At 53.4% G+C, this 21,667-nt stretch carries 18 protein-coding genes; 16 read left to right on the forward strand and 2 right to left on the reverse strand.

All coding sequences use genetic code 11. The annotated features are described in order from the left end of the window. Positions 1–4 precede the first annotated feature (4 nt). The 3 genes from KK083_RS19220 to KK083_RS19230 all read left to right on the forward strand — a co-directional run bounded on the left by KK083_RS19220 (position 5) and on the right by KK083_RS19230 (position 5,991). Positions 5–3,010: an FG-GAP-like repeat-containing protein gene (locus KK083_RS19220; RefSeq protein ID WP_254166357.1), complete on the forward strand. Its 3,006-nt coding sequence runs from the start codon at positions 5–7 to the stop codon at positions 3,008–3,010. A 308-nt stretch (positions 3,011–3,318) separates the two neighbouring features. Beyond that, on the forward strand, positions 3,319–3,780 hold the full coding sequence (locus tag KK083_RS19225) for a (2Fe-2S)-binding protein (RefSeq protein WP_254166358.1): 462 nt from the start codon (positions 3,319–3,321) through the stop codon (positions 3,778–3,780). A gap of 12 nt (positions 3,781–3,792) precedes the next feature. Next, positions 3,793–5,991: a xanthine dehydrogenase family protein molybdopterin-binding subunit gene (locus KK083_RS19230; protein WP_254166367.1), complete on the forward strand. Its 2,199-nt coding sequence runs from the start codon at positions 3,793–3,795 to the stop codon at positions 5,989–5,991. Positions 5,992–6,334: 343 nt separating this feature from the next. Here KK083_RS19230 and KK083_RS19235 read toward each other — a convergent pair whose 3' ends face one another. Then, the gene (locus tag KK083_RS19235; RefSeq protein WP_254166369.1) at positions 6,335–6,598 is read right to left on the reverse strand and encodes a hypothetical protein; all 264 of its coding nucleotides are present in this window, start codon (positions 6,596–6,598) and stop codon (positions 6,335–6,337) included. A 366-nt stretch (positions 6,599–6,964) separates the two neighbouring features. On the opposite strand from KK083_RS19235, the gene KK083_RS19240 reads away from it, so the two are divergent. The 13 genes from KK083_RS19240 (at position 6,965) to KK083_RS19300 (ending at position 20,378) form a co-directional block, all read left to right on the forward strand. After that, positions 6,965–7,288, forward strand: a complete 324-nt coding sequence (locus tag KK083_RS19240; RefSeq protein ID WP_254166371.1) for a hypothetical protein — start codon at positions 6,965–6,967, stop codon at positions 7,286–7,288. Positions 7,289–7,436: 148 nt separating this feature from the next. After that, entirely contained in the window at positions 7,437–9,857 is a 2,421-nt protein-coding gene (locus tag KK083_RS19245) for an ABC transporter permease (RefSeq protein ID WP_254166373.1), read from the forward strand. Positions 9,858–9,978: 121 nt separating this feature from the next. Next, positions 9,979–10,416 (forward strand): VOC family protein, encoded by a 438-nt coding sequence (locus tag KK083_RS19250; RefSeq protein WP_254166383.1) that lies wholly within the window; start codon positions 9,979–9,981, stop codon positions 10,414–10,416. A gap of 245 nt (positions 10,417–10,661) precedes the next feature. Next, the gene (locus KK083_RS19255; protein WP_254166385.1) at positions 10,662–10,922 is read left to right on the forward strand and encodes a hypothetical protein; all 261 of its coding nucleotides are present in this window, start codon (positions 10,662–10,664) and stop codon (positions 10,920–10,922) included. Then, positions 10,919–11,395 (forward strand): hypothetical protein, encoded by a 477-nt coding sequence (locus tag KK083_RS19260; protein ID WP_254166387.1) that lies wholly within the window; start codon positions 10,919–10,921, stop codon positions 11,393–11,395. Before KK083_RS19255 ends, KK083_RS19260 begins: the two co-directional genes overlap by 4 nt. A gap of 25 nt (positions 11,396–11,420) precedes the next feature. Then, positions 11,421–11,999: a nicotinamide riboside transporter PnuC gene (gene pnuC, locus KK083_RS19265; RefSeq protein ID WP_254166389.1), complete on the forward strand. Its 579-nt coding sequence runs from the start codon at positions 11,421–11,423 to the stop codon at positions 11,997–11,999. Beyond that, positions 11,996–12,994 carry an AAA family ATPase gene (locus tag KK083_RS19270; RefSeq protein WP_254166391.1) on the forward strand — a complete coding sequence of 333 codons (999 nt, stop codon included), beginning with the start codon at positions 11,996–11,998 and terminating at the stop codon, positions 12,992–12,994. Before pnuC ends, KK083_RS19270 begins: the two co-directional genes overlap by 4 nt. After that, positions 12,987–14,600 (forward strand): AAA family ATPase, encoded by a 1,614-nt coding sequence (locus KK083_RS19275; protein ID WP_254166400.1) that lies wholly within the window; start codon positions 12,987–12,989, stop codon positions 14,598–14,600. The genes KK083_RS19270 and KK083_RS19275 overlap by 8 nt, the downstream gene beginning before the upstream one ends. Beyond that, on the forward strand, positions 14,588–15,544 hold the full coding sequence (locus KK083_RS19280; RefSeq protein WP_254166402.1) for a hypothetical protein: 957 nt from the start codon (positions 14,588–14,590) through the stop codon (positions 15,542–15,544). Before KK083_RS19275 ends, KK083_RS19280 begins: the two co-directional genes overlap by 13 nt. After that, positions 15,528–17,276 carry a DUF58 domain-containing protein gene (locus KK083_RS19285; RefSeq protein WP_254166404.1) on the forward strand — a complete coding sequence of 583 codons (1,749 nt, stop codon included), beginning with the start codon at positions 15,528–15,530 and terminating at the stop codon, positions 17,274–17,276. The genes KK083_RS19280 and KK083_RS19285 overlap by 17 nt, the downstream gene beginning before the upstream one ends. After that, positions 17,276–17,863 carry a hypothetical protein gene (locus KK083_RS19290; protein WP_254166406.1) on the forward strand — a complete coding sequence of 196 codons (588 nt, stop codon included), beginning with the start codon at positions 17,276–17,278 and terminating at the stop codon, positions 17,861–17,863. The genes KK083_RS19285 and KK083_RS19290 overlap by 1 nt, the downstream gene beginning before the upstream one ends. A gap of 10 nt (positions 17,864–17,873) precedes the next feature. Next, a complete protein-coding gene (locus KK083_RS19295) occupies positions 17,874–19,202 on the forward strand; it encodes an AMP-binding protein (protein WP_254166408.1) in 1,329 nt (442 codons plus the stop codon). A gap of 285 nt (positions 19,203–19,487) precedes the next feature. After that, complete coding sequence (locus KK083_RS19300) at positions 19,488–20,378, forward strand: hypothetical protein (protein WP_254166410.1); 891 nt, start codon at positions 19,488–19,490, stop codon at positions 20,376–20,378. 297 nt (positions 20,379–20,675) lie between these two features. Here the strand turns inward: KK083_RS19300 and KK083_RS19305 are convergent, their stop codons facing one another. Beyond that, positions 20,676–21,425 carry a LytR/AlgR family response regulator transcription factor gene (locus tag KK083_RS19305; protein ID WP_254166412.1) on the reverse strand — a complete coding sequence of 250 codons (750 nt, stop codon included), beginning with the start codon at positions 21,423–21,425 and terminating at the stop codon, positions 20,676–20,678. Between the last annotated feature and the right edge of the window lie 242 nt (positions 21,426–21,667).

Genomic DNA, 21,667 nt, shown 5'->3' on the forward strand with positions numbered 1-21,667 from the left:
TGATATGATCCGTCTATTTTTGCGTGGACTGGCAGTAGCCGGTTTTTTCCTGCTTCCGCTGATGGTTTCAGCACAGCTTTCGTTCAGGGCTGTTACTTCCATCAACATGCCCAACACGCCGTTCGAGCTGGCGAAAGGAGACCTCAACAACGATGGCCGGCCCGACGTAGTCTCGTGTAACTTCAACAGCAATGCAGGGCAGCAGATCACGGTGGTGCTCAACACCGGCTCGGGTACCTTTACGGGAGCGGCCTTCAAAAATTTTGCAGCGGGCACCAACGTGAACGATATAGCGCTCGGCGACTTCAATAAAGACGGCAACCTCGATGTTGTTGTCTGCAGCCAGAGCAACGTCAACTTCTCACTGCTCACGGGCGACGGCACGGGTAACCTGGCGGCACCGGTAAGCTTCGCGGCAGGTGATGTACCCGAAGGCATCGCCATAGGGGATATGAATAAAGACAACAACCTCGACGTGCTGGTGTCTAACCGCGGAACACCTGCAGACCTGAGGATCTATGCAGGCAACGGTGCGGGAGGATTTGCTGCGCCCACTGTAATACCGATCACCAACATCGGCGATGTTACCGTGGCGGATTTCAACAAAGACTCCAACCCCGACTTTGCTGTTTTTGTGAACGGCAATGTGCAGGTATGGTCCGGCAATGGCTCGGGAACCACGTTCACCCTGACCCAGACCATTACTTCCGCCGGCTCCGACGATGATATCGATGTTGCTGACCTCAACAACGACGGGGCTATGGACATCCATACAAGCTCCACCTATATTATGAACAACGGCACGGGAACATTCACCACTCCTGTTGCTTTGATCAACCCTCCCGGGGAAGAAATGACTACCGGCGATGTGAACAACGATGGCAACCTAGACCTGGTGCAAACGGATTACAATGCGCATTATCCGAACACGCGCATCTACCTGGGTGATGGCACGGGCACGTTTACCATGCTCGCCAAATTCGAAACTTATATCTATGCGCTGGGCCTTCAGGTGCTGGACGTGAACAACGATGGTAAAATGGACATTGTGGGTGTTGGAACGGATGGGTCGCTCCGGCGCGCGGATATCCTCATCGGCGATGGTACCGGGTATTTCGATTCAGTGATCAAATATCCCACGGCAGCCAATCCCGTCGATATGGTGAAAGGCGACTTCAACGAAGACGGAAAGATCGATGTGGCCCTGTGTCATTATGCCGGTGGCAGCAACGTGTCTGTCTATCTTGGGCAGGGGCAGGGCAGGTTCGGCAAGCCGGCCACTTATGCCGCGAGCCAGTTTCCCCGCCAGATCATAACCCTGGATTACAACAAGGATACACACGCTGATCTGGTGACGCTCAACGAGGGAACCTCTGCTGCCATATCCATTTTCACAGGTAATGGCGCGGGACAGTTCACATTGCTGACCAGCTTTGGTGTTACCGCTAACTTCGGACGCATTACCGCCGCGGATTTCAATAACGATACGCATACCGACCTCGTTGTTTCAGGCGGCACAGCGGCGAATGTCATCTCCCTGATCACAGGCACCGGCTCCGGCTTCAACGCGCCGGTGACGATCAACATGTCTGCTAAGATCTACGACGTGAAGGCAGCCGACTTCGACGGCAACGGCAACCAGGATGTGGCCGCTACTTTTACCAACGACAACAAATTCGGCATACTGTTTGGCAATGGGGCAGGAGCTTTTACGGAAGGGCCGAAGTACAATGCGTTCCGTGAGCTGATCGAAGTGCATGACCTTAACAATGATTCAAAGCCTGATGCTATCATCCATTCCGGCGGTACCACGGGAAAGGACATCATGATCAACGATGGCACCGGCAACTTTACGGCTTCTGTGTTCAGTCCACCGCTGTCATTGCGCGGGCTTGGTTATGCCGATATGGATGGCGACGGCATCAAAGATCTGGTGGTGGGCAGTCAGAATTCCATCAGCTCAAGCTCGGGCCTGCACCGCATTTACAAAGGTTCTGCTTCAGGCACTTTTGGCACGCTGATCTACACGAAGGATTACTCGGGCGGAAGCAGCCTCGTAACGCACGATGTGAACGGAGACGGAAAGATGGACATCATCACAACTTCGTATAATATCTATGAAGATTACCTGGCCGTGATGATCAACAATACATCTACCTGTACGCCGCCATCGGTAAGCGCACTCAGCTCCGCCACTACAGTCTGCGCGGGGTCACCCGTGACGTTGTCTGTCACTGCTTCGGGCACCGGCACCATCAGCTACCAGTGGAAGAAGGGTAGCTCCAATATCTCAGGCGCCACCAGCGCTTCATACAGCATTGCGGCTGCGGCGGCAACGGATGCCGGGTCTTATACAGTGTCGCTGACCAACACGTGTGGCACCGTTACCAGCAATTCTGTTACCGTAACCGTAAATGCCTGTGGCAACAACGGTCAGCCCCCTGTGATCACAACGACCCTCCTCAGCGCGATGGCAGGAAAAATTATTACATTGAACCTGCTGCCCATGATCAGCGACGCCGACAACGACCTCGATCTCAGCTCGCTGGAGGTAGTACAGCAGCCCGGCAGTGGTGCGCTGGCCACGATCTCCGGCACCACCCTTACCGTCAGCTACGAAAACATCACCTTCTCAGGAACGGAATCGATTACCATCGGCATCTGCGACTTGCAGGATCATTGCATCCAGCAACAGCTCACCATCGAGGTGGAGGCTACGCAGGCGAACGCGCTCATCATTTACAATGGGATATCGCCCGGCGGAGATCAATACAATGCTACCTGGCAGATCAAAAATATCGACGCGCTGCCCGAAACCCGCAACAACACCGTGACCCTCTACAACCGCTGGGGCGACGAAGTATACCGGGCCACCAACTACAACAACGTTACCACTGTATTCACCGGCATCGGCAAAAACGGCAACGAGCTTCCCTCAGGCACTTATTTTTATAAGATCGTATTCTCTGGCCATCCGGCCAAAACGGGATACCTGGTACTGAAAAGGTAAAAGTAGTCCATGGTCCATAGTCGATGGTCCATGGCAGCACAGTGTTGCATTTACGTTCTGTGTCCTTAATCAAAGCTGCGGGAAAGTCACCCAGTCTTTCTCGCGGCTTCAACACCTACTTACTCCTTAATTCTTACTCCTTACTTCTCCTCCCATACTCCTCCTACTGACTCCTGGCTTCTGACTTCTTATTTCCCCACCAACGCCGTTCGCGGTGAGGCAGCTGCGTACGTCTAAGGCTCCGGTGCGTTGGTCTAAAATCCTGGCAAGTGATCATTTTTTAATGTTGATTAACTTAAAAATGATTGATGGCACAGGTTCAGCTGAATGTTAACGGAAAGGCGTACGTGGTTGACGCTGATCCGCAGATGCCGTTGCTTTGGGCGCTTCGCGACTTGATCGGCCTCACGGGTACCAAGTACGGTTGCGGCATAGCACAATGTGGTGCGTGTACGGTGCACCTCGATGGCAAGGCCACCCGCTCGTGCTCTGTTCCGCTGTCTGCTGTGGGCAGCAAGGCTGTCACAACGATTGAAGGACTTTCACCCGACGGCCGTCATCCGCTGCAGCTGGCGTGGCAGGAAGAAGATGTGCCCCAATGTGGTTATTGCCAGTCGGGCCAGATCATGAACGCTGCGGCATTCCTGAAGCAAAACCCGTCGCCTACCGACGAGGAGATCACGCGGGCCATGACAGGTAACCTCTGCCGTTGTGGCACCTATCAGCGCATCCATAAGGCTATCCGCAGATCGCTCACTGTAAAACCTTAATCATCACATCGTATGAACAGAAGGGACTTTATTCGTTCATCCGCGCTGACAGGCGGTGGTTTTATGCTATCGTTCCACATAACAGCGCACCCCGCACTTGTTGCTGAAACTGAAACTGAAACAGCAGCCCTGGGCGACTTTCTCCAGATCTCACCTTCGGGCGAAGTGTTGTTCCAGTTTGTGAAACATGAAATGGGGCAGGGCATTTCCACCTCGATGGCACAGATCATTTCAGAGGAGCTGTGTGCCGACTGGGAGAAAGTGAAGGTCGTTTTCCCGCTCGCCGACATGAAGAAATACCAGAACGACAGGAACGGCGGGCACGATACGGGAGGCAGCTGCACTATCATTTACCAGTGGGACCTCTTGCGCAAAGCAGGCGCTACCGCCCGGCAAATGCTCGTTCACGCTGCGGCAGCACAGTGGAAGGTTGCCGTGGGCGATTGTTACGCCGAAAAACATTACGTGATCCATAGGCCTTCGTCGCGCCGGCTTTCGTTCGGCGAGCTGGCAAACGTTGCAGCCCGGCAGCCTGTGCCCACAGACGTAACGTTGAAAGACCAGAAGACCTTTGACCTCATCGGCAAACCGAAAGCAGCGAGGCTCATTCCCGCCATGGTTACCGGTGCGCTCCAGTATGGGCTCGATGTGCAGGTTCCCGGCATGCTGTATGCCGTGATCGCACGGTGCCCGGTATTCAAAGGAAAGCTGAAACGTTTCGATGCCACGCAGGCGATGAAGGTAAAGGGTGTGAAAAAAGTGTTCACCACAAAGCCCATCGCTGGCCTTCAGACAGAAACTCCTTTTATGCCCCACGATATCCGCGAAGGGGTAGTGGTGGTGGCCGACTCGTTCTGGGCTGCCAAACAAGGCAGGGAAGCCCTGAAGATCGAATGGGATGAAGGTGTGAATGCCCATGCCAGCTCCGAAGACTTTGAAAAGCTCGCTGCCCGCCGCGCACAGCAACGCACGGCGCCTACCGGTTACGTAGGTGATGAGAACGCGGTGGCAGACATTTCCCGTGTACGCAAAACGTTGCGGGCCTCATACGTCTTTCCGCACCAGCTTCATGCCTGCATGGAACCGTTGAATTGTACAGCCCGTGTCACGCCAGATGGTTGTGAGGTGTGGATGGGCTCACAGGCACCAAACCTCATTGTGACTGAGATCCAGCGTGTATTTCATTTTCGTGAAGAGCAGGTAAAAGTGCACCTCTTTCCCTCGGGTGGCGGCTTCGGTCGCAGGTATTATCCCGATATGGCCATTGAAGCAGTTTTCATCGCGCGCGAAACCGGTACCATGCCCGTGAAAATGATCTGGACCCGTGAAGACGATCACCAGCACAACCTTGCACACCTCTTCCAGCACATGGAGTACCAGGCCGCCCTTGACAAGGACAATAACCTGTACGCCTGGTGCGAGAAAGAGATCAGGACCTATACATGGGGAGCGAAGTATGCCAACCCGGAGCTGCCCGCCATGGCGTACAACATCCCCAACGTGCGATATGATTTCGAAGACATGATCCCTGATGAGCTCGTTCACTCTTCGGCATGGCGGGGCGTGGTGGGGCATGGCAGGTTCTTCAGCGAATGTTTTGTGGATGAGATCGCGGCAGAGCTGAAGGTAGATCCCTATACTTTTCGCATGGCGCTGCTGAAGGAAGAAAAAGACGTTTATGTCGGTGGCGAGCACCCCGTCTCCGGAAGCCGCCTCCGGAAGGTGCTGTCGCTGGCGGCGGAGAAGGCGGGCTGGGGAAAAACCCTTGAGCCCGGGCAAGGCATGGGTGTAGCGGCAAGTCCATACGGGAACAGCTATTGCGCAGTAGTGGCAGCAGTAACGGTTCGCGAAGGCAAGCTCACGATAGACAAACTTACCGTTGCCGTCGACTGCGGCAGGGTGATCAACCCCTCCGGCGCCGACAACCAGATCGTAGGCGGCCTTGTCTGGAGTCTCACGGCCCTGCTATACGGCGGACTGCCTATCAAAAACGGCCGCGCCCTCCATACCAATTTTCACCAGAACAAGCTCATGCGCATGGACGAATGCCCGCCGATCGAAGTTCACTTCATCGAGAGCCGCGATGAACGGCCCTGGGGCATCGGCGAGATCTCCAGTCCGTTAGGAGTGCCAGCAGTGTTAAATGCGATCTTCGCGGCGACGGGGAAGCGGATTAGGAAGATTCCGGTGACGAAGGAGGTTTTGAGTTAGAAGAATTAAGGAGTAAGGAGTAAGGAGTAAGGAGTAAGGAGTAAGGAGTAAGGAGGAGAAGCCAGAAGTCAGGAGCCAGGAGTCAGAAGGAGAGGAGTGAAGTACGGGAGCTGAGTTCAATTTTGTTGGACGTGAGAAGTTGTTAGGAAGATAACATCAGGTCAGTGAATAGGAAATTGTTTGATTGTCACTAAAGGCCTGAAGGGCCTTAATATCAATAGCCACGGGTTTTAACCCGTGGCTATTGTGTATTGGTATTTTCATGTGCCACAGGTAATCCCAATCTGGAGGTGCATTTTTTGGCACATAACGCGGTGTATGTGATCAATGCACGGTATCTCTACTAATTGTGCGTCTGCTTTTTGCGAAGCCCTTGATAGAGCGTAATGCGTGACAAATACTTATCAAGGTCGGCGTAATCTACCGTGCAGATCTTTTCGATCTCACCGGTGTCGATATTGTGGTACGATTCTATGAACAGCGCGTTCAGTGAATAGAGATAGATGCGGTGATCATAATACTCGATGGAGCAAACCGGCGCAGCGAGGTCATCCACCAGCAGTATCTTGTTGTACATCGAAAGCTCATTAAAAGATCCGGCATTCATAACTTTATCTTCTTGCGTTCACATCCTTAACCATATCGCCCATGGTGGCGATGTTTATGTGAATTAACGTAATATATTCGTGCCAGGATCATTTCCAGGGTTTGTGCCCGAACACGGCACCGTTTTGAAAACGCCATGGCGATCCGTAAACAGTGCTTTTACAGACGAAGAAGGCTATCAAAAAAAGCGGCATCCGTTGTAAGAGCGCCGGTTGGAAAAACAGGAAGGCTTGTACAGAGGCTGTGGGCGTGCAGAAAAAAAATTAAACTTTTTTACAGATTCGTTTATTTAGCAGGTTGCCTGGTAAGAAATGCGTAAGGAAATCCTTTTTTTTGAAGAGATTCGTTTTCCGGAACTTAATGTCGAATGCACAACAAAATCATTGACGCTTATCCTTTTCTGGAACAGATCCCTCCCGATCTCCTGGATACCTTGGACCTGAACAGCCTGTACATTCCAACAGAACAAGAACGATCCACGTTATCAGAGCTCTCGGCTTTGCTGAAAAATCCGGTGGTCATCTACAAAAAACACTATACAGCCCATGGCGCGCACCTCTGCAGAACGATCCGCAGCGCCGAGCTGACCCACGACCAGCTCGATGCCTTGCGGGCCTGCGAAGCAAAGCTCGCTGCGAATGACAAAGTACTGGTGGCATACTGTGATCCGGTGGAGATTACAGTAAGTTAGTTGGGGGTGTGTGGGAACTAAGTTCCCAGGCGAGGCTTTGCTATCGAACAAGATTTTAAAGGCGCACGGAAGAAACTTCCGCGCTATGTTGTAACAATCTTCATCCCCCTGAGTTACCCTTCTGATCTGCCCCGTAACGATCAGACTCATGTTGAAAAACTTTATCCTCATCGCTATCCGCAACCTTCGTAAGAAAGCGGCATTTTCATTTATTAACATCTTTGGCCTGGCCATCGGCATCAGCACCTGCCTGGTGATCCTCAATTACATCGACTTCGAGACCAGCTATGACGATTTCCATAGCAACGCCGCTACGTTGTATCGTGTTAACCGCACGTCGATCTTCAATGGTGAAAGAAAACCTCCGATCGTGGTAACTACTTACGGCCTGGGGCCTGCACTGCTCACGGACCTGCCGGAAGTGAAACGTTATATTCGCACAACAGGGGAGAGCGGCGTGCTTACCTACCAGCCCGAAGCAGGAGATGCGAAGGCCTTTCATGAGGATAATATCCTGGTGGTGGATTCAACCTTCTTTCACGCTTTCACTTTCAAAGCACTGGCAGGAAACCTGACCGCAGCCCTTAACGACCCGAATAACATCGTGCTTACCCGTACGGCAGCTCAAAAATACTTTGGCACCGCTGACCCGCTGGGCAGGATCGTGACGCTTACCGGTGGCCGTATGAATGGCACCTATACTGTCTCTGCCGTGATCGAAGACGTGCCCGCGAACTCACACTTTGCTTTCGAGATCATTCTGCCCATCCACAACGCCTTTCAAAGCAGGCAGTACCGCGAAGATGATGGCTGGGGCTGGAACAACTTCATCACCTACGTTCAGTTGCACGACGGCGCGAGCTTCCTGGCTGCCGAGCAGAAGCTTCCGGACCTCAGCAAGCGCAGGCTGGACCCTAAGTGGGCACACCTGAATGGCCACATGGAGCTGCACCTTCAGCCCGTACGCGATATACACCTGCATCCGGGCATGCGCCTCGACGTAGAGACCGTGAGCCGCAGCACCCTGTATTTCTTCGGCCTCATCGCCGCCTTCATCCTCATCATCGCCTGGATCAACTACATCAACCTCTCCACCGCAAGGGCCGTTGAGCGGGCGCGCGAAGTGGGCATCAAGAAGACCATCGGCGCTGTGCGGGGTGAGCTCATCATGCAATTTCTGCTGGAGTCCATGCTGCTCAATTTCATTGCCATCGTCCTGGCCGTGGGTATCGCGGCGGCATTGCTTCCGGTGCTGGGCAACATCATCGGCAAGGCGCTGGCATTCAATTTCAGCGACCTGCGCCTCTGGCTCACGCTCGCGGTGCTCTTTGCTACAGGAACACTGGCATCGGGAATTTATCCGGCCTTTGTACTGTCATCATTCCGCATTACCCGGGCCCTGAAAGCACGGCAGAGCGATGGGCAGGGCTTCTCGTTGCGCAAGGCACTGGTGGTGTTCCAGTTCGCCGCCTCCCTGGTGCTCATTGCAGGCACCTTCGTGGTATACCGCCAGATCAGCTTCATGCAAAAGCAGGAGAAAGGATTGCAGATGGACCAGATGCTGGTGGTCTCCGGACCGGGCACCATGAATTGGAACGAGGCGAAGCAAAGACTCACAGCCTTCAAGGAAGAGGCCCTCAAGATCGCGGGGGTGGAAGCGGTGGCCACATCGGGCTCTACACCCGGGCGTGAGCACAACTGGGGCGCTGATGTACGGAGGAGTGGCGCGCCGCTGACAGAGTTCAAGCTGGGAAGTGTGGTCTGGATCGATCCGGACTTTATTCCCACCTACAAGATCCCGTTTGTTGCCGGCACCAACTTCGATCCGCAGGTGCGGTCAACAATGAAGTCTGCCATCATCAACGAAGCATCGCTGGCGACCTATGGTCTCGGCACTGCGGAGCAGGCGCTCAACGAACAGCTCGTTCTTGATAAAGATACGGTAGCCATCATCGGCGTGCTCAAAAACTACAACTGGAATTCACTGAAGGCAGAAGTCACACCTTTTATTTTCCTGGCGGATGACATCGTGCCTGCAACGTTATCCCTTCACCTCAAACAGGGAGCTATCAGTCCTGCGTTGAACGATATCGGCAAACTGTACAAAGAGCTTCTGCCCGCCGATCCGTTCGAGTATCATTTCCTCGACGACACTTTCAATGCCCAGTATAAGAGCGATGTGCGCTTCGGCAACATCTTCGGGTTGTTTGCCATCCTGGCCGTGACCATCTCGTGCCTGGGGCTGTGGGGGCTCGCGTCGTTCACCACTTCGCAGAAGCTGAAAGAGATCGGCGTGCGCAAAGTGCTCGGTGCCTCCGTCAGTAGCATCGTCTACCTGCTCACCGGGCAGTTTCTCAGGCTGGTGCTCATCGCTTCGGCACTCGGTATACCACTGGCATGGTACGGCATGGATACCTGGCTGCGTGGTTTCGCCTTCCGCATAGGCATGGAGTGGGACCTCTTTGCGCTGCCCGTGACGGCGCTGGCGCTGATCACGTTGCTTACGGTGAGTGTGCAGGTGTTGAAAGGTGCGGGTACGAATCCCGCGAAGGTGCTTCGGTCGGAGTAGGGGTGTGTATCGAGGTTTAACCGCGGAGGACGCTGAGAGGGCGCAGAGGGCCGCGGAGAAAATACCTTTTGCGTTCTTTGCGTTTTGTATTTTAAATTGCAGGAAGCAAAACCATCGCCCTATGAAAATGCACTCGCAGGAAAATCCGGCAGCGGCGTTTGTGCCGATGTTGTACCTGAAAGACCTGGCAGCGGCCATCACTTTTTACAAGAAAGCTTTTGGTGCCACAGAGCGGTGGCGTGTCTCCAATGCTGACGGCAGCGTGCATGTTGCCGAGATGGATATTCCACCGGCGAGCTTTCGCATGCATGAGGAGGTTTCGCGTGACGGAGCACTGAGTCCGCCGACGTTGAAAGGAACCACAGTGATCATCAACCTGCTGGTGCCTGATCCCGATAGGCTGGCAGCCCAGGCCATTGCCGCCGGAGCCAAGGAAGTAAGCCCGATGCGTGACTATGAATACGGATTCCGGCAAGGAACCATCGCCGATCCTTTCGGTCATTTGTGGTGCCTGGAAAGGATGGATGATCTGAATAAGATCCCGAAACTGCCCTCCTGATCCGAGATCGGACACGCAGAAATGCAGTTCACGCGAAGGCGCAAAGAAGTGCAAAGCCCGCAATGAATCTTTAGCGAACGGCTCTTCTTTTGAAAGCCGTCTGGAGCGGTGTCAGTGCGTTGGCCTTGTGGGAGCGAAGGATCCCACTTCGTGCTCTTTCCGATATTCTTTTGCGGTCTTTGCGTAACCTGTATTTCACATTCGTTATTCAAATTTTTACTATCTTTAGGATACATCACTACTCCATGAAAAAGCTCATTTCATTGCTGGCTTGTATGCTGATCTTTGCTTTGTGCACCAACCGCGAAGTGCTGGACAGGATCGCGGGCGATGATTCTCACCGGGAACCGCTTATGGCAGGATCGCCTATAATGATCGATGGCGGAACAAAGATCGTATACCAGTTCGGGCACATGACACCTGACAAAGGACTGAAGCTTTATTATGACACCATTCCCGCAACGGCAACAATTCCGTCGGACGATTTCCTAAAAGATCTCCAATGAATCAACGCAACCCGCTTATGAAAATGGTAGCCCGTGCTGCCGTAGTTACCTTGTTGCTATCCTGTACCGGCCGTCAATCAGAAGATGTTCAGCGCATGCCCATCGAAGGAACCTGGCAGCTGTTGTCAGGCACCCTGATCGAAAAAGGAGATACTACTGTGACCGACTACACACAGGACCGGCGCATGATCAAGATCATCAACGCCACGCATTTTTCATTTTTAAACCACGACCTCAAGCAGGGAAAAGACAGCGTGAAATTATTTTCGGCAGGAGGAGGGCGCTACACCCTGGAGGGCGACCGCTACACCGAATTTCTGGAATACTGCAACGACCGCGGTTGGGAAGGTCATGAATTCGCTTTTACCGTTAGCCTGAAAAACGACACACTCATTCAGTCCGGCACCGAAAAGCTCGAGAACCTGGGCATTGAAAGAGTGAATATTGAAAAATATGTAAGGGCCCGGGAATGATCCCCCTTATTGTTTATTATTGTGCATGACCTGGATGGAAGCGATAGCCACCTTCTTCGGACTGCTCTGTGTGTGGCTCACGATCAGACAACATGTATTCTGCTGGCCTGCAGGACTTGTGCAGGTGCTCTTATTCATCTTTATCTTTTACGACGCCAAGCTGTACGCCGATGTGGTGCTGCACATTATCTATGTGATCCTCAGCATGTATGGCTGGATCAACTGGAGTAAACCCGATCGTTCCCAGCTGGCCGTTACGGCTGTCAGGCACCTGCCGCTGTGGATGATAGTGGTGGTGGCGGGCACCGGTCTGTGGGGTTATGCGCTTACAACGTTCACGGATGCGTCTGTTCCGTACTTTGATTCTTTCGTGGTGATGGCAAGCCTCGTGGCACAATGGCTGATGGCGCGTAAGAAACTGGAATCGTGGTACTTCTGGATCATGGCCGACATTGTAGCGATAGGTGTTTACGGTTATAAAGCGCTCTATATGACCACGGCGCTTTATTTTGTTTTCCTGATCCTGGCAGTGATCGGATATGCTGCCTGGCGGAAAGACCTGCGTACACGAAAACAACTTGCTGACAGCGTTATCACCACATGAAAACGACCGGTCTCACCCTCGGGAAATTCGCACCGCTTCACCGCGGTCATCAGCATCTCATTGAAACCGCTCTTCAGGAAATGAACGAAGTGGTGGTGGTCATCTATGACGCAAAAGAAGTAACGCCGGTGCCGTTGTCGGTTCGCGCACAGTGGATCAGCAAATTATACCCTTCCGTTGAAGTGATCCTGGCAAGGAATGGCCCCGCTGAAGTTGGATACACAGACGAGATCAAAAAGGCCCAGGAACAGTACATGCTCGGATTGCTGCGCGGCAGGAAGATCACCCATTTCTACAGCAGCGAACCTTACGGCGAGCACATGAGCCAGGCGCTGGGCGCTGTGAACCGCGTGGTTGATCAGCACCGGGTAACGTTTCCCGTGTCTGGAACGGCCATCCGGAATGCGCCGGAGAAACACACAGCCTTTCTGAATCCCGAGGTCTATAAGGACCTGATCACAAACATCGTATTTCTCGGGGCACCGTCCACCGGAAAATCCACGATCACTGAAGCCTGTGCCCGTCATTTCAATACCACGTGGATGCCCGAGTATGGCCGTGAGTATTGGGAGCAGCACAACGTGGATCGCAGGCTTACTGCCGAACAGCTTGTAGACCTTGCCCGTGGCCACATTGAAAGGGAAGACCGGAAGCTGATCGAGGCGAGTCGTTATCTCTTTACCGATACCAATGCCATTACAACTTTTATGTTCTCGCATTACTATCATGGTCATGCGCTGCCGGCACTGGCCGACCTTGCCAGGGTGGCAGAAAGCAGGTATCAGCTCGTGTTCCTCTGTGACACCGACATTCCCTACGACGATACCTGGGACAGATCCGGTGATGCGAACAGGAAAGAGTTTCAGCAGCAGATCAGGGCGGATCTTGAAAAGCGGAATATTCCCTTTAAATTATTGAGCGGCACCGTGGACGAACGCGTGCGCGCCGTGGAGGAAGCACTGACAAACTTCAAACGATATTCAACCGATGAGTGACCTGTTCAACCAAGCGAAAGGATTCTTTCAAAAAATAGCACAAGCGCCTACCAACCCGCATGCCGAGCCACCGGTGGGAAAGTTCGAGATCCGCGACCTGTATGCCGATGAAGATCGCACAGGGCAGTCACAGGAAACTGTGGGCGAGTCACAACAAGCCACGGCACTGGACGAAAAGCTGCGGCAGGCCTACTTCTGGATCACCAACACAGCCATCATCAGCCCATACTATGACATTGAATACGACGACGGCAATGCGAAGGAATTTGCCTTCGGCGATAGCAAAGTAAAATTGTCGCTGCCGAACGATCAGAGCTACTCCAGCTTTGTGCTCATCCCGCTGCTGAACCTGGTGGTGCAGGGCAAGTGCCTGATCGTGGGCGGGCCGGGCAGGGGTAAGACGGCTACCTCGGTCCTGTTGGGATTGCTCGCGGGCTATTCCAAGACCGATGTGTTGCGTGCCATCCAGCATGGCCAGCCCCAGATGACCATCAGCGATCTGCTGGGCCATCCGCTGCCCGCCGACATGGTGAAAGCCGAAAAGACCTCCGACATCCGCATCGCCTGGCGAAAGTGGCTCGGCATGCGCGTGAAGATCATCGACGAGTATAACCGTATCCCTACCCGCACGCAATCGGCGCTGCTGACGGTGCTGGCTGACAACTACGCGGAGATCTTCGACCAGATCTACGAGTGCCCGCCGTCAGCGTGGTACCTCACGGCCAACGATGATGCGGGTGGTGGAACCTACCAGGTGATCGAAGCCCTCAAAGACAGGATTGACATCGTGATCCGCGCCTTTCACTTCAACACCCGTTTTATTGAAGACCTGCAGAAGCGCATCGAGCTCAACTTCAAACCGGAGGCGATGATCCCGGAAGAGATCATCTTCAGCGAACAGGAATTGGATGCCATCAATAAACAGATCCGTGCCGTGGAGATCCCTGCACCGCTGCGCAAACGCATCGAGTTCTTCTGCCGGAACTTCGAGTTCTTCGAGCCGGCGTCAGACCGCATCGAATACATGACGAAAGATACCGCCAAGCTTTCAGGTATGGATTTCCATACCCTGTTCATGCTCGACAACGGAAAAGACCAGGTTAAAGATCTCGGCTCTCAAACCGTCAATGGAATCTCAGTACGCAAGATCCAGACGTTGCTCATCTTCGCCAAGGCGCTTGCTTATTTCCGTGGCAACAAGGTGGTGGCATTGGAAGACATCCGCCAGATCATGCCCTTCGTGCTGCATGATACGTTCACACCACACCTGGAGTCGCCTTTCTTCGATCAACCCGGCAACGAGAAATACCGTGTGGACCGCATCATCTGGATCAGGAAATTATTCGATCTCTCCTGCGAGGAATACATCGGCCAGAACCTCGACAGTGATGATCCCGTGGAACGGTTCGAAGAGCAGTTCAAAAAAGGACTTGAGAACGTGCCGTTGCGTGAGATCGACAAACGGTTGCTGGAGATCGAAAAACAACTGCACCGCTGGTCGCTGGACAAGAAGCTCTACGGCTATCGCGCTGACGACATTTTGAAGCTTAAGTATTTTTATCAGCGATACAGCAATTACAAGCGTTGGCTGCAATGGAAAAAATAACGTTCAGGCCACTGATCGACCACCTCGGCAAGTCGGGCGAGCATTACAATCAGCTCTACCATGCGCATGAGCTGCGATACGGCTCGCTCAGCCGGCAACTGCTCACTTCCTGGATCGTGCGGGTGATCGAACCCGTGGTGATTGCTTCTGCCACGGATGAGTTGCAGGCAGGAAAGGTCTTCAGTTGTTTTTACAGGTCGTTGCTGCCGCTGCTGGGAAACCAGCTTGCCATCACTTATGAACGTGAATATCAGCAGGCATGGTCGATGCTGGCAAAGAATGCGGCGTTAATGCAGGAGTCACCCGCCAAGATCGTTAATGCCGTGAACAACGCCCTGGTGACCCTGCGCATTTATCAGCCCGGCAATGTGCTGCGGTGGATCAGCCTGATGGAACAGACCATTGCCCAGTGTAAAACAGTCGATGATCTTCTTCGCTGTGGCCGGATCTACGCGTGGCTCTGCGGCATGGCCCAGTTCCGGCAGCGGGCGATGGATGATATCGTAGCCACGGCGCCGGAGCTCAAGACGTTGATGGAGCGCGCTTCAGGCACATCGTTGTATGATGTCATCGGGCGTCACTGGTACCTGGGCGATGAGCCCACATTTGCCGGCGTTGCCGGAGGATTCAAGGGGCTGGAAGGTCCTTTCCGCCTTCCTCCGAAAGTTGCGCTGGTCGGGAAGCAGATCGTTGCCACCGATGACCAAAACACCTGCGCATTGTTTGCCGATTCCTTCGGATCGATCTTGATCACCGATACGCCGTTTGTGGCTTCGGAGATCACGCGGCAGGCCTCACGGCAGCCCTTCCTGGAATTTCAGTCGCGCCATGGGGGGAGGCTTGTTCCGTTCGATGACGTGACGTCTGCGGTAATGGTGATGAATACGCTGGTGATGACCCGCGAAAGCTCATTCTATCTTTATATCTATGGATGGCACGCGTGACCATACGGTAGAAGCATTGTGCGAACGCTGGCGCGCTGCATGGCCCCGGGCGCGTGAGATGTGGAACGCCTTCATCCGGTTGCGTGAGCCGCACTGGTGTCTTACAACGAATGAAGCCGTAAAGGAAGGATTGACGGGAAGTTTTGCCATGATCCGGCTTACCGACCACCGCATTGTGATAGACCTTGAAAAAGTAATGAAGTACGATGTGGACGATCACGCCGTGCAGGTGCTGGCCCATGAGATCGGTCACCACATCTACACGCCCGCCAACCTGCGCGACAACGCCGTGTTGCAGGGCCGCATCCGGTGGGCGCTGGCCGGTGTGGAAGACCAGGCCGGTTTTGTTGCCAATATCTATACCGACTTCATCATCAACGATTTTCTTCAGCGTTCGAAAGAGCTCGATATGGTGATCGTGTACCAGAAGCTCAATAAAGACGTTACGTTCTCAAAGCTGTGGTCACTGGTAATGCGCACCTATGAGTACCTCTGGAAGCTGAAAAGGGGAACGCTTGCCACGGCGCCTGCATTTCACAACGAAAGCATTGATGCCGACGCATCACTGATGGCCTCACTGGTGAGAAGTTATAGCAAAAACTGGATGGAAGGCGGCGGGCGTTTTGCAGCGCTCCTGTATCCATACCTGATTGAAGAAAAAGAACTGCAGAAAGGTAAACAGAGTCTTGCCATCTACCTGGATACGGAAAAAGCAGGTGAGGGCGGAGGTATGCTTTCCGGTCTGGCGGAGCTCGACCCGCAAGCGGAAGAAGGTGCTGTCGATCCCAGGCAGGAGGCCACGGGGGATGCAGCAACGCGGGAAGCGGGGACAACGTTTGAAAGATCAGAGAAAGGAGGAACGGGACCGAAGCAAAGATACCTCAACCCGGGTATGTACATCGACCTGTGCCGGCAGGTGAACCCTCATGCCGACGAACAATTGCTCATCAACCAGTATTATAAGGAGATCGCGCTGCCACACCTCATTGCTTTTCCCGTGGAGGTGTCAAAGACCTCAGGCGAGCTCACACCCGAAGGAACGGATGTGTGGGAGCCGGGCGATCCCATGGAAGAGATCGACTGGCTGGAATCCGCCATCACCTCACCGCAGATCTTCCCCGGTTATACCACCCGCAGGCGGACCTATGGCGAAGACCAGGACAGTGAGACCAGCTTGCGACCACTCGACGTTTACATCGGCATCGACTGCTCCGGGTCCATGTCTAACCCACGGGTGAGCTTCTCATGGCCTGTGCTTGCCGCCACCGTGATCGGGCTCTCTGCGCTGCGTGCCGGCGCAAAAGTGATGGGATGTCTCTCCGGCGAGCCCGGGAGCTTCATGGAGACGAAAGGTTTTATCTCCGGCGAGAAGGATCTGCTCACCGTGCTCACTTCCTACCTGGGAACCGGCTATGCCTTTGGGGTGTCACGGCTCAGCACGCCTTTTCACAAACAGTTGAAAAAGAAATCTCATGTGGTCATTGTGAGCGACGACGATATTTTCAGCATGCTCGATGCCAAAGAGGCGGATCACTGGAAGATCATTGAAACGTCGCTTGCCAACGCTGGCGGTACGGGCACCATTGTGCTGCATTCGCGACCCGGGTGGCACAACGAGGGGGGGGTACGGCTGCAACGAATGGGCTGGCATGTACATTATGTGACCGATGAAAGCTCCATGCTGGACTTTGCCGCGGAGTTTTCCAAAAAGAACTATCATAAGAAGAAGTGATGATGAAGGATCAGAAGGAGATCTATGCGTTGATCAAACACCTGCGAAGTTGTCCGCAGGATTTCCTGGAATTCAATCACCAGCCTGGAACGAAACCTGTTACCGAGGCGCTGGTGTACGATCTTTTCAGGAAGGTGGTGGGGAATTTCAACGTAAGCCGTGAAGGCCTGCCCGACGTGGGCAAGCTGGTGTGGCAGCTGGGCGATGAAGAATACCGCGCCATCCACATCGGTGTATGGTTCTTTCATCATCAGCTTTTCGAAGGCAACGCTTCGCTGATCAAAGGCATCCGCGCTTTTCTTTTCGAGCGCCTGCCCGAGCTTACACCCTATGTGAAATCACTGGCATGGCTTGAAGACGAAGACCGTGCCGAAGAGTTTGTACGTGAGGCGCTGCGGTGCTGCAATATGCTGATCGATGGCGAAACAGAGCATGAGGCGCAGGACAGGCTTGATGGCCTGAGCTCCGTTAAACGGCAACAGGTGCTGGAGCAAACCAATGAGTCGCTGGCGCGTATGAAAGCCATCCGCCAGGCCATGGCAGAGAAAAAGGCCCGTGAGGCTGCCAATGTTTATGGACGCGAATAAAAAACCGGTCATGGCTTTGTCGGATGCGGAGCGTTTTCCGCTGATCCAGGATCTCTCACACCTCAGAAGCCTGCAGCAGGATGCCTGCGCGCCCAGCTTCAATTTCAGGAGCGGCGATCGCCTGCAATCGCACCACCTGCAGCAAGTGACACGTTACGCCGCGACGATCGGCAAACAACCTTTCTGGAACGATGACACTCAACCCACATGGATGGAAAGTTACCTCGACTGGTGTGCACGCACTGTTCCGTTTTACAAAGGAAGAGCCACAACGCTTTCGGCACAGCCGACCATCAGCCGGAGCGATCTCCAGACAACGCCGTGGCAGTTTGTGTCGTCTGACAGCAACCTGGACGACCTGCTGGTATATCAGACCTCGGGCACTACCGGCGCACCGATGGATGTGATCTTCGATCCGGTTTCTCAGGCCTGTTGGATCCCGCAGCTGGAGTCTGTGCTTAACCGCTATGGTATTCGCCTTTCGCGAGGCACAGGGCATACAGCCATTGCGTTGATCTGCGATCAGCAGAGCACACTTACCTATGCATCGCTGAGCGCGTATCTCGGAGGAGCGGGTGTGATCAAAGTGAACCTGAACCCACTCGAGTGGAAAGACCCTGATCATCGCAAACAATACCTGGAGAAGCTCAACCCGGAGATCCTGACGGGCGATCCATTCGCATTTCTTTCACTGCTGGCGCTTGCACCACGGCTATCGCCCAAAGCGCTGGTGTCTTCCGCCATGAAGCTGACGGAAGGTGTGCGCAACAAGCTCGAATCTTTTTTTCGTTGCCCCGTGCTGGACATCTATTCGCTTACGGAGTGCCGCATGATCGCGGTAGCCGAGGGCACGCACCGGCACAGGGCCATCCGTCCGGAGCTCTTCCTTGAAATATTCGATCCTGTTCATGATATCCCGCTGAAACCCGGTGAGCGTGGGGAGCTGGTGATCACAGGTGGGAACAATCCATTCCTTCCCCTGATCCGTTACCGCACCGGTGATTTTTGTTCCATCAGCATTGACAACAGTATCCCTTACCTTATCGACCTGGAAGCCCGCGCCCCGGTAGCGTACTATCGCGCCGACCATACTTTTGTTAATTACGTCGATATCTCCCGCACCATGACGGAGCTTCCCCTCGCAGGATTCTCGGTGCATCAGCATACCGATAAGTCTGTGACGTTCAAAGGCTGGAGCTCCGACGCCTCGATAAAACCGCTGGTGCATGAGAAACTCAGTACGATCTTTGGAACGGGTGTGAGTGTTGATGTGACTATTCTGCCATTTGATTCACAACGAGCGAAGCCGGTGACTTATGCGAGTGATTTTAAAATATAATAGGGGTAAAGACTAGAAGTCAGGAGCCAGAAGAGGAGGAGTAGGGTTCACGATTGCCTACTGCCTGCTTCACCGTATCTCCGATTCAAGACACAGACATCGTTTCAAACACCAACCTCTGTTCGAAGCGCTCCTGACTCCTGGCTCCTGACTTCTGGCTTCTTGTTAAAACTCACTTCCTTTTTCCTAAACGCGCTGGCACCTTCACCCAGTCAAACCCCACCTTCACTACATTCCGGCAGCTTTCCTTCCCCGCCTTCACTAGGTTTCGGAAAAAACATACTTATGAGATCAGTTACAATACTTTGCATCGTGTTATCGGTATGGTTTGCACTGCCTTGCCAGGCCCAGATGGACGAAGCGTACAGACTTGCCAATGAAATGGTGAGGGAAAAGCTTGCCCGTGAGGATACGGCGAACATCCGCATACTGGATGGACTCAAGACGAGCGATGTGATCGTCGTGGATGGCAGCTACGATCATATTCACAATGTGCTGGAAAGCCTGAAAATACCTTTCGCCCGCATTGGCCAGCATGACCTTCTTAAAGCGAAGCTGGAGCCGCATCAAACTGTTTTTGTAAACTGCTCGGCCTCCTTTCCGAATGGCGCGGCCCGCAAGCTGGCAGCCTTTGTTGCCGCCGGAGGTATGCTCATCACTACAGACTGGGCGCTCACCCACGTGATCGAAGCAGCGTTCCCCAATACCATTGCCTACAACAGGGTGCCAACAGGTGACGATGTAGTACGCATAGAGGTAACGGACAGGAAAGATTCCCTGTTATCAGGATTCCTTGACGAGAAGGCAGCGCCGGTGTGGTGGCTGGAATCATCGTCATACCCCATCAAAGTGCTTGACAAAGAGCGGGTGAAAGTACTGATCAGGTCTGCGGAGCTGAAACAAAAGTATGGCGAAGAGGCGGTAGTGGTATCGTTCGATCACGGTAAGGGTACTGTATATCACATGATCTCACATTTTTACCTGCAGCGCACCGAAACACGCGATCAGCGGCAGACGCTCGCGGCATCCGAATATTTCAAAGACAAAGGTGCCAGCAGCGAGAAGATCAGGAAAGCCGAAGCTACGAAAGTGACCTACGGCGAGATCCAGTCGGCGAATACTTCAGCTGATTTTGTTTCGAGGATGATTATTAAGCAGAAGAAAAAAATTAAGTAGCAGGCGGTAGGCAGTAGGCAATGGCAGTAGGCAAAGTACGGGCGTTGATCTTCAGGAACCCTGCTATGATCAAGTGTTGTTGGTGAAGAACACCAACAACGGCAAGGAAGCCAGAAGTCAGAAGAGGAGGAGTAGGGTTGACGATTGCTTACTGCTTTTGCCTACTGCCTACTTCAACTTACACCCAATGCATTGCTAAACCTTGTTTCATACAGGAGCTTCGTTCGAAGGTCTCGTGACTCCTGGCTCCTGACTCCTGGCTCCTAGTTAAAACTGATCCCTGAATTCTGGCATCCTTTAAACCATCTTAAATCGACTGAAAACCTCCGTCCTTTTACTCTTGCTCACCTGAAACGATGCATTACGAATGTAGAGCATGTTTCCTTCGATGGATTCTACGTGGTAGATGTTGATGAGGTAGGAGCGGTGGATGCGCACGAAGTAGGGAGCGTTGAGGTATTGTTCCATGGTTTGCAGTGTGAGCGCCAGCACAAAACTTCCGTGGGTGGTCACAATGGTGCTGTAGTTGCTTTCGGCTTCTGCCCAGAGGATGTCCTTGAAATCAACGCGTTCGAAGCGGTCTTTCTTCCGCAGAAAAATACTTTCCTTAAGACTGAAGATATCGTTCTCCTTCACTTCGGGCAACGCAGGGGCTGTGGTAGCGGTTTTACCACTGGCGAAGTTCGAGATCGCCAGGTCTATGGCAATCTGTAGATCGGGATCGCTGCAGGGTTTGGTAAGATAGGCTGCGGGCCTTGCTTCCTTGGCGCGTTCAAAAGTGTGGCGTCCGCTGTGAGAGGTCAGGAAAATGACCGGGATCGTGTATGAATCCTTGATCATCATGGCGAGGTCTATACCATCTACGGGGCCTTCGAGCCTGATATCCATCAGGCAAAGGTCGATCCTCAGCACAGAGAGTGTACTTAACGCCTCCTTGGCAGTAACAGCGATGCTGGCAACTTCGTAACCCATGCCCGTAAGCCTTTGTGCAAGGTCTTTGGCAACGAGGGGTTCGTCCTCAACAACAAGTATTTTGACTTTATCCATATAGCAGTAGGGTTTGCGTGCTGATAACCTGTTAAGGGTTCTGATCCCTCAAAGGGTTAGTGGGAAGTAGCTATCAAGTTAGTCAAAAAATATTGCTTAGACTAGAAAGGTAATCGGTAATCGGGTGACCGGTGATCGGTTATCGGGTAATCGGTGATCGGTAATCGGTAAACAGGTAATCGAAGATTAGACACCGGTGCTGCTTTTTCTGGCTCATGGCTATAGCCTGCTGGCTAACAGTT

This window comes from Chryseosolibacter histidinae (assembly GCF_018598225.1).
Taxonomy (GTDB): domain Bacteria; phylum Bacteroidota; class Bacteroidia; order Cytophagales; family Cyclobacteriaceae; genus Chryseosolibacter; species Chryseosolibacter histidini.

Excerpts from the sequence above, each read along its gene's own strand:
- KK083_RS19280 (WP_254166402.1), top strand. The coding sequence starts at position 14,588 with ATGGAAAAAATAACGTTCAGGCCACTGATCGACCACCTCGGCAAGTCG.
- KK083_RS19235 (WP_254166369.1), bottom strand. The coding sequence starts at position 6,598 with ATGAATGCCGGATCTTTTAATGAGCTTTCGATGTACAACAAGATACTG.
- KK083_RS19295 (WP_254166408.1), top strand. The coding sequence starts at position 17,874 with ATGGCTTTGTCGGATGCGGAGCGTTTTCCGCTGATCCAGGATCTCTCA.
- KK083_RS19305 (WP_254166412.1), bottom strand. The coding sequence starts at position 21,425 with ATGGATAAAGTCAAAATACTTGTTGTTGAGGACGAACCCCTCGTTGCC.
- pnuC (WP_254166389.1), top strand. The coding sequence starts at position 11,421 with ATGACCTGGATGGAAGCGATAGCCACCTTCTTCGGACTGCTCTGTGTG.
- KK083_RS19290 (WP_254166406.1), top strand. The coding sequence starts at position 17,276 with ATGATGAAGGATCAGAAGGAGATCTATGCGTTGATCAAACACCTGCGA.
- KK083_RS19220 (WP_254166357.1), top strand. The coding sequence starts at position 5 with ATGATCCGTCTATTTTTGCGTGGACTGGCAGTAGCCGGTTTTTTCCTG.
- KK083_RS19275 (WP_254166400.1), top strand. The coding sequence starts at position 12,987 with ATGAGTGACCTGTTCAACCAAGCGAAAGGATTCTTTCAAAAAATAGCA.
- KK083_RS19230 (WP_254166367.1), top strand. The coding sequence starts at position 3,793 with ATGAACAGAAGGGACTTTATTCGTTCATCCGCGCTGACAGGCGGTGGT.
- KK083_RS19285 (WP_254166404.1), top strand. The coding sequence starts at position 15,528 with ATGGATGGCACGCGTGACCATACGGTAGAAGCATTGTGCGAACGCTGG.
- KK083_RS19245 (WP_254166373.1), top strand. The coding sequence starts at position 7,437 with ATGTTGAAAAACTTTATCCTCATCGCTATCCGCAACCTTCGTAAGAAA.
- KK083_RS19255 (WP_254166385.1), top strand. The coding sequence starts at position 10,662 with ATGAAAAAGCTCATTTCATTGCTGGCTTGTATGCTGATCTTTGCTTTG.
- KK083_RS19300 (WP_254166410.1), top strand. The coding sequence starts at position 19,488 with ATGAGATCAGTTACAATACTTTGCATCGTGTTATCGGTATGGTTTGCA.
- KK083_RS19270 (WP_254166391.1), top strand. The coding sequence starts at position 11,996 with ATGAAAACGACCGGTCTCACCCTCGGGAAATTCGCACCGCTTCACCGC.
- KK083_RS19250 (WP_254166383.1), top strand. The coding sequence starts at position 9,979 with ATGAAAATGCACTCGCAGGAAAATCCGGCAGCGGCGTTTGTGCCGATG.
- KK083_RS19260 (WP_254166387.1), top strand. The coding sequence starts at position 10,919 with ATGAATCAACGCAACCCGCTTATGAAAATGGTAGCCCGTGCTGCCGTA.
- KK083_RS19225 (WP_254166358.1), top strand. The coding sequence starts at position 3,319 with ATGGCACAGGTTCAGCTGAATGTTAACGGAAAGGCGTACGTGGTTGAC.
- KK083_RS19240 (WP_254166371.1), top strand. The coding sequence starts at position 6,965 with ATGCACAACAAAATCATTGACGCTTATCCTTTTCTGGAACAGATCCCT.